We start from the raw sequence: 14825 nt of genomic DNA, 5'->3' as shown, positions 1-14825 counted from the left end.
AATGCAATGGCGCGTGCATTGGAATTTTAAGGAGTGAGTCATGACGTTTTCGATTATCGGACGCTGCCCGGAAACCGGGCAGCTCGGTATTGCCATCAGCTCTTCAAGCATTGCGGTCGGTGCACGTTGCCCCTGGGCGCGGGCGGGGGTCGGTGCGGTCTCGACGCAGAACATTACGTTGCCGGCTCTTGGGCCGCAGATCCTCGACCTGCTGGAGCATCAGCATCTGCAACCTGACGCGGCGCTGGACAAGGCGCTGACGTCCAACGGCTGGAGCCAGTACCGTCAAGTCACGGTGATCGATGCGTCGGGCAGGATTGCGCTGTTCAGCGGCAAGGAATCGCTGGGGGTGCATAACGCAGTGAAGGGCGAGCAGTGCGTCGCGGCGGGCAACCTGCTCAGCGACGTGCGAGTCATCGAAGCCATGGTCGGGGCATTCGAGGCCGAGCCGGGCCAGTTGGCGGACCGTCTGCTGGCGGCCATGCACGCGGCCATGGCGGCCGGTGGCGAGGCCGGGCCGGTGCATTCCGCCGCGCTGAAAGTGGTGGGTGACCATACGTGGCCGATCATCGACTTGCGGGTCGACTGGGCCGAGGAAGATCCCATTGGTCAGCTTGACGGCCTCTGGCAGGCTTATCGACCGCAAATGCAGGACTACCTGACGCGCGCACTCAACCCGACGACGGCACCGAGCTACGGAGTGCCCGGGGATGAGTGAGGCGTCCAGTTGCGACGTGTTGGAACGTCTGATTGGCTTCGCCACTGTCAGCCGCGATTCCAACCTCGAATTGATTCGTTTCATCGAGGCGTACCTGGCCGGGCACGGCGTTCAGAGCGAACTCTTCTTCAATGAAGAACGGACCAAGGCGAATCTGTTCGCGACCATCGGCCCGCTCACGTCCGGTGGCGTAGTGCTTTCCGGTCACACCGATGTGGTACCGGTAGACGGGCAGGCGTGGACGGTCGATCCGTTCCACCTGACGCAAAAGGATGGACGCCTGTACGGCCGTGGCACGGCGGACATGAAAGGGTTCATCGCTTCGGTGCTCGCGGCGGTGCCGACCTTCGTCCAGCGTGCGCTTCTGAAGCCGGTGCATCTGGCGTTTTCCTACGATGAAGAAATCGGCTGTCTGGGTGTCAGACCGATGCTCGCCGAGCTGGAGAAGCGGCCGTTCAAGCCCAGCCTCTGCCTGATCGGCGAACCGACAGAACTCAAGCCTGTGCTTGGCCACAAGGGCAAGTTGGCGATGCGTTGCGAAGTGCGCGGTGCCGCGTGTCATTCGGCGTATGCGCCTTATGGGGTGAATGCGATCGAATATGCCGCGCAGTTGATTGGCCAATTGGGCGTTATCGGAGCCGCGCTCGCTCACCCGGATCATCATGACGAGCGTTTTGATCCGCCGTTTTCGACGGTGCAGACGGGAGTGATCAAAGGTGGCCGCGCGCTGAACATTGTTCCCGCCGAGTGTGAGTTCGATTTCGAAGTCAGGGCGCTGCCGGACTTCGATGCACAGGGTGTGGCGGACCAGTTGCAAGCGTTCGCCCAGGAACACGTATTGCCGAAGATGCGTGCGGTACAAGCGGACACCGACATCCGCTTGCACCCGCTGAGCGCCTATCCCGGGTTGGCGACACCGCCCGAGAGTGAAGCGGCGCGGCTGCTGGCGCTGTTGAGCAATTTTTCAGCGTTTGGCACGGTCGCGTTTGGCACCGAGGGCGGGTTGTTTGATCAGGCTGGCATTCCCACGGTGGTTTGCGGACCTGGCAGCATGGATCAGGGGCACAAGCCTGACGAGTTCATCGCGCTGGAGCAGTTGAACGGTTGCGATGCGATGTTGGTTCGGTTGGCTGATTACCTGTGTGGCGACATCTCACTGTAGGAGCCGGCTCGCTCCTACAGGGGGGCTGCGACTTTCTGGCTCAGTTGTTCGCGGCAAAAATCCACGAACAACTGTGCAGGCTTGGTCAGTTGGCTGCGTTTCAAATGGGCCGACGCCAGGCCGGACAGGGTGACCGGCTCCTTGATGTTGACCGATATCACCTTCTTGCCATCGTAGGTGCACTCCGAGTGCGGGCGGGTGACCAGGATCGAGAAGCCGAATCCCTGGCCGACCATGCCCCGCACCATCTCGATAGAGGGTGAGCTGAAGACGATGTTGGGTGTCAGTTCCAGTTCGTGGAACAGGCTGACGAAGTAGGTCCGGCTCGGCTGCACATCGAGAAGAATCATCGGCTCGCTGCACAGGTCGCGCAGCGACACTTCTTTCTGGTCGGCAAAACGGTGGCCTTCAGGCAGCAGCACGTAGGGCTTTTGTGGCGGCATCAGTGGCGTGGTCTGGATGGTGCCGTCCAGATCGTGATCGTAGAGGAAGGCCACGTCGAACGTGCCGGCGGTCAAGCCTTGCACCAGCTCTTGTTGCTCGCCGTCGCGAATGCGGATGTCCACGCCCGGGTAAAGCTTGCGAAAGCCGGCGATCAATTGCGGCAGGTACAGCGGGGCTACCGTCTCGAAGCAGCCGATGTCGATTTGTCCCGACACCGTATCGTTATCGGCCAGCGCATTCTGTTCAAACTCCCTGGCCATCCGCAAAAGCTCTTGCGCCTTGTGATAGAAGCGCGTGCCGGTGGGGGTCAGGGACACACCCTGGGCGTGGTGGCGGATGAATAACTGAACGTTGAACGACTCTTCCAGGCTTTTGATCGCCGTGGACACCGAGGGCTGCGCGATGTACAGCTGCCGCGAGGCTTCAGCGACGCTGCCGGCTTCTACCGTTGTGACGAAATACTTGAGTTGCCGCAATGTATAGGAAGCCACACGCACCTCGTTTTGCTTTGTTTTGCGGTGAAGGCCCGGATGACCGTCGCACGGATTGTGGACTGAACCTTACCCTATGAGCGTTCCAGGCTGGGTAAGCGCTTGCCAAGTTTTTTCTTATACCCCGAGCACATTTTTAATAATTTTCCTCTTCGCACGGTTGCCGCACTATCTCTACAACCTCTGATAACAACCCCGACCACCCTGGCGGTCGTAAAGGGAGCGTAGCGTGTTCGACCTCGACTATTGGCAGCAACGAGCTGCCCGGCAAACCTTCTCTGACAAAGCCTTGATCGATGGCCGGCAGGTCGCTGCGTCTTCAGGCGCAACTTTCGATTCGATCAACCCGGCGACCCGTCAGTTGCTTGCCCGTGTCGCCGCGTGTGGCGAAGTGGAAGTGGAACTTGCCGTGCGCAGTGCGCGTCGCGCGTTCAACGAAGGCCCGTGGGCGCGGATGGCACCGGTCGAGCGCAAGCGCGTGATGTTGCGTCTGTCCGAGCTGGTGCTGGCCCATCGCGAAGAGCTTGCCTTGCTCGACTCGCTGAACATGGGCAAACCGGTGATGGATGCCTACAACATCGACGTCCCGGGCGCGGCGCATGTGTTTGCCTGGTACGGCGAGTCGCTGGACAAACTCTACGATCAGGTCGCGCCGACCGCGTCATCGGCGCTGGCGACCATCACCCGCGAAGCGCTGGGTGTGGTCGCCGCCGTGGTGCCTTGGAACTTCCCGCTCGACATGGCCGCGTGGAAACTGGCACCGGCCCTGGCGGCCGGCAATAGCGTGGTGCTCAAACCCGCGGAGCAATCGCCGTTCTCGGCGTTGCGTCTGGCCGAACTGGCGCTGGAAGCCGGTTTGCCGCCGGGCGTGCTGAATGTGCTGCCGGGGCTCGGCGAGTCCGCCGGCAAGGCCTTGGGCCTGCATCCGGATGTCGATTGCCTGGTGTTCACCGGCTCGACTCAGGTGGGCAAATACTTCATGCAGTACGCGGCGCAATCGAACCTCAAGCAGGTCTGGCTCGAATGCGGCGGCAAGAGCCCGAGCCTGGTGTTCGACGATTGCCGTGATCTCGATCTGGCGGCGGAGAAGGCGGCATTCGGCATCTTCTTCAATCAGGGCGAGGTGTGTTCAGCCAATTCGCGGCTGTATGTGCAGGACACGGTCAAGGATGAGTTTATCGAGCGTCTTCTGGAAAAAGCCAAAGCCTGGATGCCTGGCGATCCATTGAATCCTGCCAGTGCTGCTGGCGCCATTGTCGATTCGGCCCAAGCGTCGCGGGTAATGAGTGTTATCGAGCGCGCCCACGAAGACGGCGCCCGATTGCTCACCGGCGGGCGTCGCTTGAATTTCAACGGTTCCGACAACTTTATCGAGCCAACCATTTTTGCCGATGTCGATCATCAATCGCACCTGTCGCGTGAAGAGGTGTTCGGGCCGGTACTGGCGATCTCTACGTTCGACACGGAAGAGCAAGCGGTGCGGTTGGCCAACGACAGCATCTACGGGCTGGCTGCCTCGGTATGGAGCGATGACCTGAACCGCGCGCACCGCGTTGCACGGGCGTTGAAGGCCGGCACTGTTTCGGTGAACACCGTGGATGCCCTCGATGTCAGCGTGCCGTTCGGTGGCGGCAAGCAATCGGGGTTTGGCCGGGATCTGTCGTTGCATTCGTTCGATAAGTACACCCAGTTGAAAACCACCTGGTTTCAATTGCGTTAAACATCTACTGAACAATTACCGCACGCTGATTGTGTGCGGCTTGAAGAATAAAAAGATGTCACCGCACGGAGAGTTTTCCGTGTACTTGCGGCTGCGTGGCCGTGACTGCCTCAGTAACTAACCACAATTAAAAAGTGAGGGAGCTTTCATGTTCAGATATTCGTCTTCGAGCGTTAAATCAGCGGCTGCTTTAACCGCGCTTCTGGGATTTACGGTGCCGCTTGTTGCGCACGCCGAAAGTCTCACGGTTATTTCATTCGGCGGTGCCACCAAGGCGGCGCAGGAGGGTGCTTACTTCAAACCCTTTGAACAAACGGGTGCCGGGAAAGTAGTGGTCGGCGAGTACAGCGGCGAACTTTCCAAAGTCAAAGCCATGGTCGATGTCGGCCAGGTCAGTTGGGACGTGGTCGAAGTCGAAAGCCCTGAACTCTTGCGTGGATGTGAAGAGGGATTGTTCGAGCGGCTGGACCCGGCGCTGATCGGCGATGCAAAAAACTATTTGCCGGGCGCGGTCAGCGAATGCGGCGTGGCGAGTTACGTGTGGTCGATGGTGCTTGCCTACAACTCGAACAAGGTGGCGGCGGCACCGACGTCCTGGGCGGACATGTGGAACCTGCAGCAATTTCCTGGCAAGCGCGGCCTGCGCAAGGGCGCCAAGTACACGCTGGAAGTGGCGCTGCTCGCCGATGGGGTCCAACAGGATGACCTGTACAAAGTGCTGGGGACCAAGGAAGGCGTGGACCGGGCGTTTCACAAGCTCGACCAGATCAAGCCGTCGATCCAGTGGTGGGAAGCCGGAGCGCAGCCGCCGCAATGGCTGGCAGCGGGTGACGTGGTGATGTCGGCGGCCTATAACGGGCGGATTGCCGTGGCGCAGAAGGAAGGTTCGAAGCTGGCGATCTCCTGGAACGGCCACCTCTACGATCCTGATCACTGGGCGATTGTTCGCGGTAGCCCGAACAAGTCGCTGGCCGAACGCTTCATCGTGTTTGCCAGCCAGGCGAGCGGCCAGAAATCTTTCTCCAGCCAGATCCCCTACGGCCCGATCCGCAAGGATGTGCTGGCGCAGCTGCCGGCCGACACACTTGCCCAATTGCCCACCGCTCAAGCCAACCTGTCTGAAGGCCAACTGGTCGATGCCACGTTCTGGGTCGATCACGGCGAAGAACTCGAGGAACGCTTCAACGCCTGGGCGGCCCGCTAAGCCATTGCTGTCGCCTGTCGCCATTCAAGGATGAGTGGCGATGTTTATCCCTGCCTTCCGCGCGGAGGCGATCAACAACAAGAAAACACGGGGAGTTTTGTCATGAGTTCAAGTACAACCGCGTCCGTCCAAGCGCAGTCTGGCGGTTTGCGCCGGGTTCTGGGGCTGGGTTCATTACTTGCCGTTGCGGTGGGCGTCGTAGTATCGCAGGGCGTCATGGTGCTGATGCTGCAAGGTGCGGGCATCGCCGGTTTCGGGTTCATCATTCCGCTGGCCATCGCTTATGTGTTGGCAATCACCTATGCCTGGTCGTTCTCCGAACTGGCCTTGATGATCCCGCGGGCGGGCAGCCTCAGCAGTTACACCGAAGTGGCGATCGGGCATTTCCCGGCCATTCTCGCGACCTTCTCGGGGTACATGGTGGTGGCGATGTTTGCGCTGTCGGCCGAACTGCTGTTGCTGGACCTGGTGATCAGCAAGGTCTATCCGGATGTCATTCCACACATGGTAGTGGCCTACGGGGTGCTGGGACTGTTCACCGTTTTGAATCTGTTCGGCATCGATGTCTTCGCCAAGCTGCAGAACGTGCTGGCGCTGGTGATGGTGGTGATCCTCGTTGCCATGGGCCTGGCTTCTCTGAGTAACGGCCAGGCCAGTTTGCAGCTGCCGCTCGATCAGGGTTGGAACCCGTTGGAGTTCGGTGCAATTACCCTGGCGGCGATGGCGGTATGGGGTTTTGTCGGGGCCGAATTCGTCTGCCCGCTGGTGGAAGAAACCCGCAATCCCGAGCGCAATATTCCACGTTCGATGACCATTGGTTTGACGGTGATCTTCGGCGTGATCGCGTTGTATTGCTTTGGCGCTTTGCTGTGCATTCCACGCGAGCAACTGGCCAGTGACGCACTGCCGCATTATCTGGTGGCGACCACTGTGTTCGGTGAAGCCGGCAAGCTGTTTCTGGTCATCGCCGCCATCACTGCGACTTGCAGCACCGTGAATTCTTCGCTGGCAGCGTTGCCGCGCATGCTCTACGGCATGGCGCAAAACGGCCAGGCTTTCCCGCAGTTCAGGATGCTCACGGCACGTGGCCGAACGCCTTGGGTGGCGGTGTTGTTCGTTGCCGCGATCACCGGCCTGCCGATCCTCATTCTGGGGCACGACGCGGCTGCGATCAGCTTGTTGCTGTTGGCTGCCGCGCTCGCCTGGCTGCTGGCGTACATCATCGTGCACATCGATGTGATCGCCTTGCGCCGGCGCTATCCCCATCTGGCGCGTCCATTTCGCTCACCGTTTTATCCATGGCCGCAAGTGGTTGGCATCCTCGGCATGTTGTTTGCGATCTACCACGTGTCGCCAACACCGGAAATGACCGCCAGCATTTTTGCTTGCGCTGGCGTGGTACTGGGCGTGATATCGGTGATCGCCGTGGTGTGGGTCAAATTCGTGATGCGCAAACCGCTGTTTACGCCCGAACCCCTGATCCAAAACGAATCGCAGGACAACGGTGTGCCTGCCGTGGCACCGCTGACTACCGTGTCCGGGAACTGAACCTTTATTCAATTCAGGAGAATAAAAAATGACAACCGATTACAAACCACAGCGTGAAACCAAGGACTACCAAGCGGCCGATGCCGCCCACCACATTCATGCCTTCCTCGATCAGAAGGCGTTGAACGAAGAGGGGCCGCGCGTGATCGTCGGTGGCGAGCGGTTACACCTGTGGGACAACGACGGCAATCGTTACCTTGATGGCATGTCCGGTTTGTGGTGCACCAACCTCGGCTACGGTCGCAAGGATCTGGCCGCGGCAGCGACTCGGCAATTGGAGCAGTTGCCGTACTACAACATGTTCTTCCACACCACTCACCCGGCGGTAGTCGAGCTGTCCGAGCTGCTGTTCAGCCTGTTGCCCAAGCACTACAGCCACGCGATCTACACCAACTCCGGCTCTGAAGCCAATGAGGTGTTGATCCGTACCGTGCGCCGTTACTGGCAGGTACTCGGCAAGCCGCAGAAGAAGATCATGATCGGTCGCTGGAACGGATACCACGGCTCTACGTTGGCCGCCAGCGCGATGGGCGGCATGAAATTCATGCACGAAATGGGCGGAGTGATTCCGGATGTCGCGCACATCGACGAACCTTACTGGTTTGCGCACGAAGGTGACCTGACGCCTGCCGAATTCGGCCTGCGCGCGGCCCGGCAACTGGAAACCAAGATTCTCGAACTGGGCGCGGAAAACGTCGCTGCGTTTATCGCCGAACCGTTCCAGGGCGCGGGCGGCATGATCTTCCCGCCAGAGAGCTACTGGCCGGAAATCCAGCGAATCTGTCGCAAGTACGATGTGCTGCTGTGTGCTGACGAAGTGATCGGTGGTTTCGGCCGTACCGGTGAATGGTTCGCCCACCAACACTTTGATTTCGAGCCGGACACCCTGTCGATCGCCAAGGGCCTGACCTCGGGCTACATCCCCATGGGCGGCTTGATTCTGAGTCGGCGCATGGCCGAAGTGCTGGTCGAGCAGGGCGGCGTATTTGCCCACGGCCTGACTTATTCCGGTCACCCGGTAGCGGCCGCCGTGGCAATTGCCAACCTCACGGCGTTGCGCGATGAGGGCGTCGTCAGCCAAGTGAAAAGCGACACCGGCCCGTACCTGCAGCAGTGTCTGCGTGAGGTGTTCGGCAATCATCCGCTGGTGGGTGAAATCCAGGGTGTCGGTCTGGTCGCCGCGTTGCAGTTTGCCGAGGACAAGGCGACTCGCAAACGCTTCGCCAACGAAGGCGATATCGCCTGGCGTTGCCGCACGATCGGTTTTGAGGAAGGCCTGATTATTCGCTCGACGCTGGGCCGCATGATCATGGCCCCGGCATTGATCGCAACGCGCGCTGAAATCGACGAACTGGTTGCCAAGACCAAGATAGCGGTTGATAGAACTGCCAAAGAAATTGGTGTGCTCTAAATAAATACCGGCTCGCCTCCATTAACTGTGGGAGCGAGCAGGCTCGCTCCCACAGTTAATGCATTTATCCATGTAGTTGTTAGTTAGTTTTTTCATGGGCAACAACGACAAAAATCATATTTTCGCTATTGGCATTCGCTAAGCACAATAAAACTACCCCGCCAGCAAAGTTATCGACGCGGAATTAATTATTAAAACAGCTGAACGGTCGCGACTTGTCGCGCCTTAGTTGCCTCTCTGAAGGACGCAAGCATGAATGATAAAAAGATAGAAATAGATACGCTTGTTGTCGGTGCCGGCCAGGCTGGCGTCGCCATGAGCGAGCACCTGAGCAAACTCGGTGTGCCGCACCTCGTCCTGGAGCGTAACCGCATCGCTGAAGCGTGGCGCACCGGGCGTTGGGATTCGCTGGTGGCTAACGGCCCGGTTTGGCATGACCGCTTCCCCGGCCTGGCTTTTGAAGATCTGGAGCCCGACGCCTTCGCTTCAAAGGATCGCGTTGCCGCGTACTTCGAAGCCTATGCCGAGAAATTCGAAGCGCCGATTCGTACTGGCGTCGAAGTGAAAAAAGTGGTGCGCAACAGTGACCGTCCAGGCTTCACCATCGAAACCTCCGAAGGCGTGATCCAGGCCAATCGCGTGGTGGCGGCGACCGGTCCTTTCCAGCGTCCGGTCATCCCACCGATTGCGCCGAAAGACAGCACGGTCACGCAGATTCACTCGGCCGAGTATTTCAACCCACAGCAGCTACCCGAGGGCGGTGTGCTGGTGGTCGGTGCAGGCTCTTCCGGTGTGCAGATTGCCGATGAGCTGCAGCGCGCCGGTAAACAGGTCTATCTGTCGGTCGGCCAGCATGATCGTCCGCCTCGCAGCTATCGCAACCGTGATTTTTGTTGGTGGTTGGGGGTTCTGGGGCTGTGGGATCTTGAAACCATGGAGCCGGGTCGCGAGCACGTGACCATCGCGGTGAGCGGTGCGCGGGGTGGCCACACCGTCGATTTCCGCGGTCTCGCCAAACAAGGCGTCACGCTGGTGGGGCTGACCCGATCGTTCAACGACGGCGTGGTGACGTTCCAGCCGGATCTGGCGCGCAACATCGCTGCGGGCGACGAGAATTACCTGTCGCTGCTGGACGCGGCGGATGCCTACATTGCCCGCAACGGACTCGACCTTCCGGAAGAACCCGAAGCCCGCTTCATGCTGCCCGACCCGGAGTGCGTCACTCGCCCGATTCTCGAACTCGATCTGGCCGAGGCGGGCATTACCTCGATCATCTGGGCAACCGGCTACGCCGTCGATTACAGCTGGCTGCAGGTCGACACGTTCGACGAGAAGGGCAAGCCACGGCATCAGCGCGGTGTCTCGAACGAGCCGGGTGTCTACTTTGTCGGCCTGCCATGGCTGTCGCGTCGCGGTTCGAGCTTTATCTGGGGAGTCTGGCACGACGCCAAGCATGTCGCCGGGCACATTGCCACGCAGCGCCAGTACCTCGAATACCGCGACCCTTCACAGCGGTGACAGTCGACCGCGGGAATGACCCTTTTCAATCACGTTTCAGGGACTCAGTTGATGCCTACTCACACGCGAATTCGCATGTTCAATACCAAAGACACCTATCCCAACCAGTCACTGGACAATGATCTTTGCCAGGCTGTGCGCGCGGGCAACACGGTGTATGTGCGCGGCCAGATCGGCACTGATTTCGAGGGCAACCTGGTAGGCCTTGGCGACCCGGCCGCCCAGGCCGAACAGGCGATGAAAAACGTCAAGCAGCTGCTGGAAGAGGCGGGGAGTGATCTGTCGCACATCGTCAAGACCACCACGTACATCATCGACCCGCGTTACCGCGAACCGGTTTATCAAGTGGTGGGCAAGTGGTTGAAAGGCGTGTTCCCGATCTCGACCGGGTTGGTGATTTCCGGGCTTGGTCAACCGCAGTGGCTGATGGAAATCGACGTGATCGCGGTCATCCCGGACGACTGGCAGGCAACGCAAACCCTGTAGGCGCCGAGCTTGCTCGCGATGGCGGTATGTCGGTCACCTTCTCTTGAATGTGTCGGCGTCATCGCGAGCAAGCTTTGCTCACAGGATCATGGTGTCGCCGGCAGCAGGAACCGCGCAATCACCGGCAAGTGGTCGGAGATGCGCAACGTATCGTCTTGCCTCACCGTTGCCTCGACCCGCTTGATGCGCGGGCTGTAGAACAGGTAGTCGACGGTGCGATCCGGGCCGCTCAGGCTCGGATCGTTCGGGTAATGGGTCAGCCAGCGCGCACGATCGATGCCGCTGGCTTCGTTGTTGTTGGGGATCATCGGGTATTTGTCCCACAACACGTGCAGGGCGCTGTCGGCGGAGTAGGGCGAGCGTTGTTCGGCGGGCAGGCGCTGGTATTGCCCCAACGGCAACAGATTGAAGTCGCCGCCGATCAGCCATGGCGTCCCGCGGCTTTCGAGTTTATCGAGGGCTTTGGCCACGGCCGATACCTGCGCCAGCAGCGTTTCGTCGGGTTGCGTGGCGCGTTCCAGATGAGTATTGAGCAGCGCCAATTGACTGCCGTCGCTCAAAGGCAGATAAGCCACCAGCAAGGCGTTTTTTGGCTGGAACTGGCGACTGATCAGGTTGGCCGACGCGACCGGCAATTGCAGGCGCTGGGCATGGTCGATCTGGTAGCGGCTCAAGGTTGCCAGTTGCCGGCCAACGCTGCCGAAGATGTGTGGATCAGGAACAAACTCAGCCTTCCAGTCGAATGCGCTGGTACTGCACGGGTACAGATCGGCGAGCCGTTCCTGCAGCAGTTTGAGCTGGTGCTGGTAATCGCTGGCCTTGGCCCCGTCATCGAGTTCCTGCAACAGCACCACGTCCGGTTGCTCGTCACGAATCACCCGCGCCACTTCATCGAGGCTGAAGGCCATGTCTTGGGGCGTGGGATTCTCATCGGTGCCGTCGGCCAGGTCATTCCAGAACACGTACCGCTTGCCCGCCAGGTACTGAACGTTCCAGGTCATCACCTTCAGCGCCTGGCCGGGAACCAGAGACGGTGCCCCGGTGCTGCAGCTGACTGGCAGCACTTCGCGGGCTTCGGGGCGCCAGGTCAGGCTATACACCATCACACCGGTCAGGCCGATGACGATCAACAATCCCAGCAAGGTGTAGCGCAGCAGTCGGGTCATGGCTCGGCTTATAGCGTTACGGAAGTTGACCCCGAGCATACCCGAGTGACGGGCGGTCGCCCAAGGTCAGAGTGGCCCGTCGATTTTTTTCGGCTCTTCGCCGATCAGCATGAACAGACGGAACAGCACCACGCTGGTGAACAGTTGCAGGAAGCTGTGGGCACTGTCGATCAGCAGCGAGATCACCGGGTTTTGCGGCTCTGGATACGCCGCCAGCGTCGCGCCCTTGAGCAGCCACAATGGCCCCATCACGCACAGGATGCACACCAGGATGCGCAGGAAATGACCACGGGTCAGGCGCAGGCTTTCCTTCATCGCTTGCAGTGGTGCCAGGCCGCGCAGCACCAGCAGGTACTCGCCGAACGCCAGGGTGACCATCAACCAGATGCCCGGCAGGAAATACAGCGACAGGCCCAGCAGAATCAGCAGCGTGTTGAGTGCCGTCAGCAGGGCGAAACGCGGCCACAGATAAGCAGATCTCGACAGCAGTTCGCGGTTGCTTGGCGATTCGCCACGGCTGCGGGCATCGAGGAACAGAATGAGCGCGGCGGTGTACAGCGGGTAAACCAGCAGGCCGACGATCACGCTGATGCCGGGGAAGCTGTCCGGCTCGGTGGAGCGGTCGACGACTTGTTGCAACAGCGCCTCGATAATCACCAGCGGCAGGCACAGCTGCACGATCTGGCCCAGATTGCGCTTGAAGAAATACAGGGAGTCTCGCAGTACATCTAACGGATTCATCAGTCGGTATCGCAGGTTGAAAGCAGTGGCCCACTTTAACCGATCAAGCCCTTGGGGACGCAAACGTAAACGTTCGGTAAAGGGCATTGAAACATCTTGTTTCAGCCTCCATTAAGGTCGAGTGCCTTATCTTCAGTGGAGAAGGGCAACGATTTCCCCGGCAATCTACGAGGTCGCCATGAACAGCGAAGAACAAACCCTGATCGATGGACTGTTTTCCCGGCTGCAACAGGCCGAAACGGACTCAGCCCCGCGCGACGCCCAGGCCGAGGCGCGGATCAAGGAACACCTGACGCGCCAACCGGCGGCAGGTTATTTCATGACCCAGGCGATTCTGGTGCAAGAGGCGGCCATCAAAAGCCTCGACGAGCAGAACAAACAGCTGAGTGCGCAAGTCCAGACATTGCAGGCCGAGCTGCAACAGGCCAAGGCGCAGACGGCTGCACCGGCGCCGAGCAGCGGTGGATTTCTGTCGAGCATCTTTGGTGGCGGACACCGTGATCCTCAGCCTGTGCCCGCGCAACATCCGCCGGTGTCGAGTGGGGGCGGCTGGCGCGAGCCGGCGCGTCCTTCGTTCAACTCGCAACCGCCACAGCAAGGCTTTCCACAACAGGGCTATGCACCGCAGCAACAAGCGCCCGCAGCGGCCGGCGGCAGTTTTCTCGGTGGCGCGCTGAAAACCGCGGCCGGTGTCGCCGGTGGTGTAATGCTGGCGCAAGGCATCAGCAGCCTGTTCCAGCATAACCAGCAACCGCAGGAAATTGTCGAAGTGATCAAGGAAGAACCGGCCCAGGTCAACGACCAGGGCAACAACGGCTGGGGCGACGACCAGCGCATGGCCGGCAACGATTCCTACGACAACGACCAGGGCGGTTTCAGCGACGCTGACTACAGCGATGACAGTTCATCTTTGTTCGGCGGCGACGACGACTCCTTCGTCTGATAAATCTGTGGCGAGGGAGCAAGCTCCCTCGCCACATAGCCGATTATTCGCGGAACCTTCCTTTTGGCTGGCATACTGGGCAACTTTTCGGGCCTGGTGCCTGATCCTGTCTGCGCCCAAGGGGATGTGCGGTGAAAAAGATCGCTGTGTTCGCCGATGTCCAGAACCTCTACTACACCGTGCGTCAGGCCTATGGTTGTCACTTCAACTACGCCGCGCTGTGGGCTGATGTCAGCAAACAGGGCGAGATTGTCGAAGCCTATGCCTACGCCATCGACCGTGGCGACAGCAAACAGCAGCAGTTCCAGCAGATCCTGCGCAACCTCGGTTTCACCGTGAAGCTCAAGCCTTACATCCAGCGCAGCGACGGCTCGGCCAAAGGTGACTGGGACGTGGGCATCACCCTCGACATCATGGACGCCGCCGACCACGTCGACGAAATCGTGCTGGCCTCCGGTGACGGCGATTTCGATATGTTGCTCGAACGCATCATCAGCAAGCACGGGGTGCAAGCGGTGGCTTATGGCGTGCCGGGCCTGACCGCCAACTCGCTGATCCGCGCTGCCAGCCGCTACGTGCCGATCGAAGGCGCCCTGCTGCTCAAGAATTGATTTTTTACGGAGTTGAAACAGGTTTGGAACGCATTGCAGTCATCGACTTTGAAACCACCGGGATCTCCCCGAGCAGCAGTTGCCGGGCCACGGAAATTGCCGTGGTGATCCTTGAACAGGGGCGCATCGTCGAGCGTTACCAAAGCCTGATGAATGCCGGCGTGCGTGTCCCGGCCTTCATCGAACAGCTCACCGGCATCAGCAACGCCATGCTACGCGCTGCGCCATCGGCGGAGCAGGTGATGAACGAGGTCAATGAATTCGTCGGCATCACACCGTTGCTGGCGCACAACGCCGCGTTCGACCAGAAGTTCTGGGACTTCGAACTGGGGCGAATCAAACGTACGCGGTTGCAGAACTTCGCCTGTTCGCTGCTGCTGGCCCGCCGACTGATGCCCGCCGCGCCGAACCACAAACTCGGCACCCTCACCACGTTCGCCAACCTGCCGCACACCGGCAAGGCTCACCGGGCGATGGCTGATGCCGAGATGGCCGCCAACCTGACTGCGCATCTGGCTGAAGAGTTGCGGCACAAGCACGGGGTGCGGGAGTTGTCCCATGATTTGCTGTGCAAGTTGCAGAAAGTCCCGGCGGCGAAGGTCAACGAGCATCTCAAACGCCATCGCGGGTTCTAAATTCAACGCCACTGATCGTTCCCACGC

14 protein-coding genes are annotated in these 14825 nt (G+C 60.0%); 11 read left to right on the top strand and 3 right to left on the bottom strand.

From position 1 onward, the window contains the following. Positions 1-40: 40 nt before the first annotated feature. Both D8U69_RS16060 and argE read left to right on the top strand, forming a co-directional pair. Entirely contained in the window at positions 41-718 is a 678-nt protein-coding gene (locus D8U69_RS16060; protein ID WP_056855735.1) for a DUF1028 domain-containing protein, read from the top strand. Then, positions 711-1880, top strand: a complete 1170-nt coding sequence (argE, locus tag D8U69_RS16055; protein WP_130907702.1) for an acetylornithine deacetylase — start codon at positions 711-713, stop codon at positions 1878-1880. The genes D8U69_RS16060 and argE overlap by 8 nt, the downstream gene beginning before the upstream one ends. A gap of 14 nt (positions 1881-1894) precedes the next feature. Here the strand turns inward: argE and D8U69_RS16050 are convergent, their stop codons facing one another. Beyond that, positions 1895-2815, bottom strand: a complete 921-nt coding sequence (locus D8U69_RS16050) for a LysR family transcriptional regulator (protein ID WP_056855733.1) — start codon at positions 2813-2815, stop codon at positions 1895-1897. 229 nt (positions 2816-3044) lie between these two features. On the opposite strand from D8U69_RS16050, the gene D8U69_RS16045 reads away from it, so the two are divergent. The 6 genes from D8U69_RS16045 (at position 3045) to D8U69_RS16020 (ending at position 10702) form a co-directional block, all read left to right on the top strand. Then, positions 3045-4535, top strand: a complete 1491-nt coding sequence (locus D8U69_RS16045; RefSeq protein WP_056855732.1) for an aldehyde dehydrogenase — start codon at positions 3045-3047, stop codon at positions 4533-4535. A gap of 214 nt (positions 4536-4749) precedes the next feature. After that, the gene (locus tag D8U69_RS16040) at positions 4750-5739 is read left to right on the top strand and encodes an ABC transporter substrate-binding protein (protein WP_347237902.1); all 990 of its coding nucleotides are present in this window, start codon (positions 4750-4752) and stop codon (positions 5737-5739) included. A gap of 102 nt (positions 5740-5841) precedes the next feature. Then, positions 5842-7287, top strand: a complete 1446-nt coding sequence (locus D8U69_RS16035; protein ID WP_130907701.1) for an APC family permease — start codon at positions 5842-5844, stop codon at positions 7285-7287. Positions 7288-7315: 28 nt separating this feature from the next. After that, entirely contained in the window at positions 7316-8698 is a 1383-nt protein-coding gene (locus D8U69_RS16030) for an aspartate aminotransferase family protein (RefSeq protein WP_056855730.1), read from the top strand. Between the two features lie 252 nt (positions 8699-8950). Next, a complete protein-coding gene (locus D8U69_RS16025; RefSeq protein WP_130905831.1) occupies positions 8951-10216 on the top strand; it encodes an NAD(P)/FAD-dependent oxidoreductase in 1266 nt (421 codons plus the stop codon). Positions 10217-10267: 51 nt separating this feature from the next. After that, on the top strand, positions 10268-10702 hold the full coding sequence (locus D8U69_RS16020; protein WP_056855728.1) for a RidA family protein: 435 nt from the start codon (positions 10268-10270) through the stop codon (positions 10700-10702). Between the two features lie 86 nt (positions 10703-10788). Here the strand turns inward: D8U69_RS16020 and D8U69_RS16015 are convergent, their stop codons facing one another. Together D8U69_RS16015 and D8U69_RS16010 are read right to left on the bottom strand one after the other, a co-directional pair. Beyond that, entirely contained in the window at positions 10789-11868 is a 1080-nt protein-coding gene (locus D8U69_RS16015) for an endonuclease/exonuclease/phosphatase family protein (protein ID WP_130907700.1), read from the bottom strand. Positions 11869-11934: 66 nt separating this feature from the next. Next, positions 11935-12609 (bottom strand): YciC family protein, encoded by a 675-nt coding sequence (locus D8U69_RS16010; protein ID WP_056855894.1) that lies wholly within the window; start codon positions 12607-12609, stop codon positions 11935-11937. Positions 12610-12787: 178 nt separating this feature from the next. Here D8U69_RS16010 and D8U69_RS16005 point away from each other — a divergent pair, with 178 nt between their 5' ends. From D8U69_RS16005 to D8U69_RS15995, 3 genes are all read left to right on the top strand, one after another. Continuing rightward, a complete protein-coding gene (locus tag D8U69_RS16005; protein WP_056855726.1) occupies positions 12788-13552 on the top strand; it encodes a DUF2076 domain-containing protein in 765 nt (254 codons plus the stop codon). Between the two features lie 131 nt (positions 13553-13683). Then, entirely contained in the window at positions 13684-14163 is a 480-nt protein-coding gene (locus tag D8U69_RS16000; protein ID WP_008022614.1) for an NYN domain-containing protein, read from the top strand. A gap of 23 nt (positions 14164-14186) precedes the next feature. Continuing rightward, positions 14187-14798 (top strand): 3'-5' exonuclease, encoded by a 612-nt coding sequence (locus tag D8U69_RS15995; protein ID WP_130907699.1) that lies wholly within the window; start codon positions 14187-14189, stop codon positions 14796-14798. The last annotated feature ends 27 nt before the right edge of the window (positions 14799-14825 follow it).

Origin of the sequence: Pseudomonas sp. Sample_16, assembly GCF_004307665.1 — a bacterium.
Classification (GTDB): domain Bacteria; phylum Pseudomonadota; class Gammaproteobacteria; order Pseudomonadales; family Pseudomonadaceae; genus Aquipseudomonas.
The sequence above is the reverse complement of the archived record's forward strand: the minus strand, read 5'-3'. Positions and strand labels throughout refer to the sequence as shown.

Excerpts from the sequence above, each read along its gene's own strand:
- D8U69_RS16060 (WP_056855735.1), top strand. The coding sequence starts at position 41 with ATGACGTTTTCGATTATCGGACGCTGCCCGGAAACCGGGCAGCTCGGT.
- argE (WP_130907702.1), top strand. The coding sequence starts at position 711 with ATGAGTGAGGCGTCCAGTTGCGACGTGTTGGAACGTCTGATTGGCTTC.
- D8U69_RS16035 (WP_130907701.1), top strand. The coding sequence starts at position 5,842 with ATGAGTTCAAGTACAACCGCGTCCGTCCAAGCGCAGTCTGGCGGTTTG.
- D8U69_RS16030 (WP_056855730.1), top strand. The coding sequence starts at position 7,316 with ATGACAACCGATTACAAACCACAGCGTGAAACCAAGGACTACCAAGCG.
- D8U69_RS16025 (WP_130905831.1), top strand. The coding sequence starts at position 8,951 with ATGAATGATAAAAAGATAGAAATAGATACGCTTGTTGTCGGTGCCGGC.
- D8U69_RS16020 (WP_056855728.1), top strand. The coding sequence starts at position 10,268 with ATGCCTACTCACACGCGAATTCGCATGTTCAATACCAAAGACACCTAT.
- D8U69_RS16015 (WP_130907700.1), bottom strand. The coding sequence starts at position 11,868 with ATGACCCGACTGCTGCGCTACACCTTGCTGGGATTGTTGATCGTCATC.
- D8U69_RS16010 (WP_056855894.1), bottom strand. The coding sequence starts at position 12,609 with ATGAATCCGTTAGATGTACTGCGAGACTCCCTGTATTTCTTCAAGCGC.
- D8U69_RS16005 (WP_056855726.1), top strand. The coding sequence starts at position 12,788 with ATGAACAGCGAAGAACAAACCCTGATCGATGGACTGTTTTCCCGGCTG.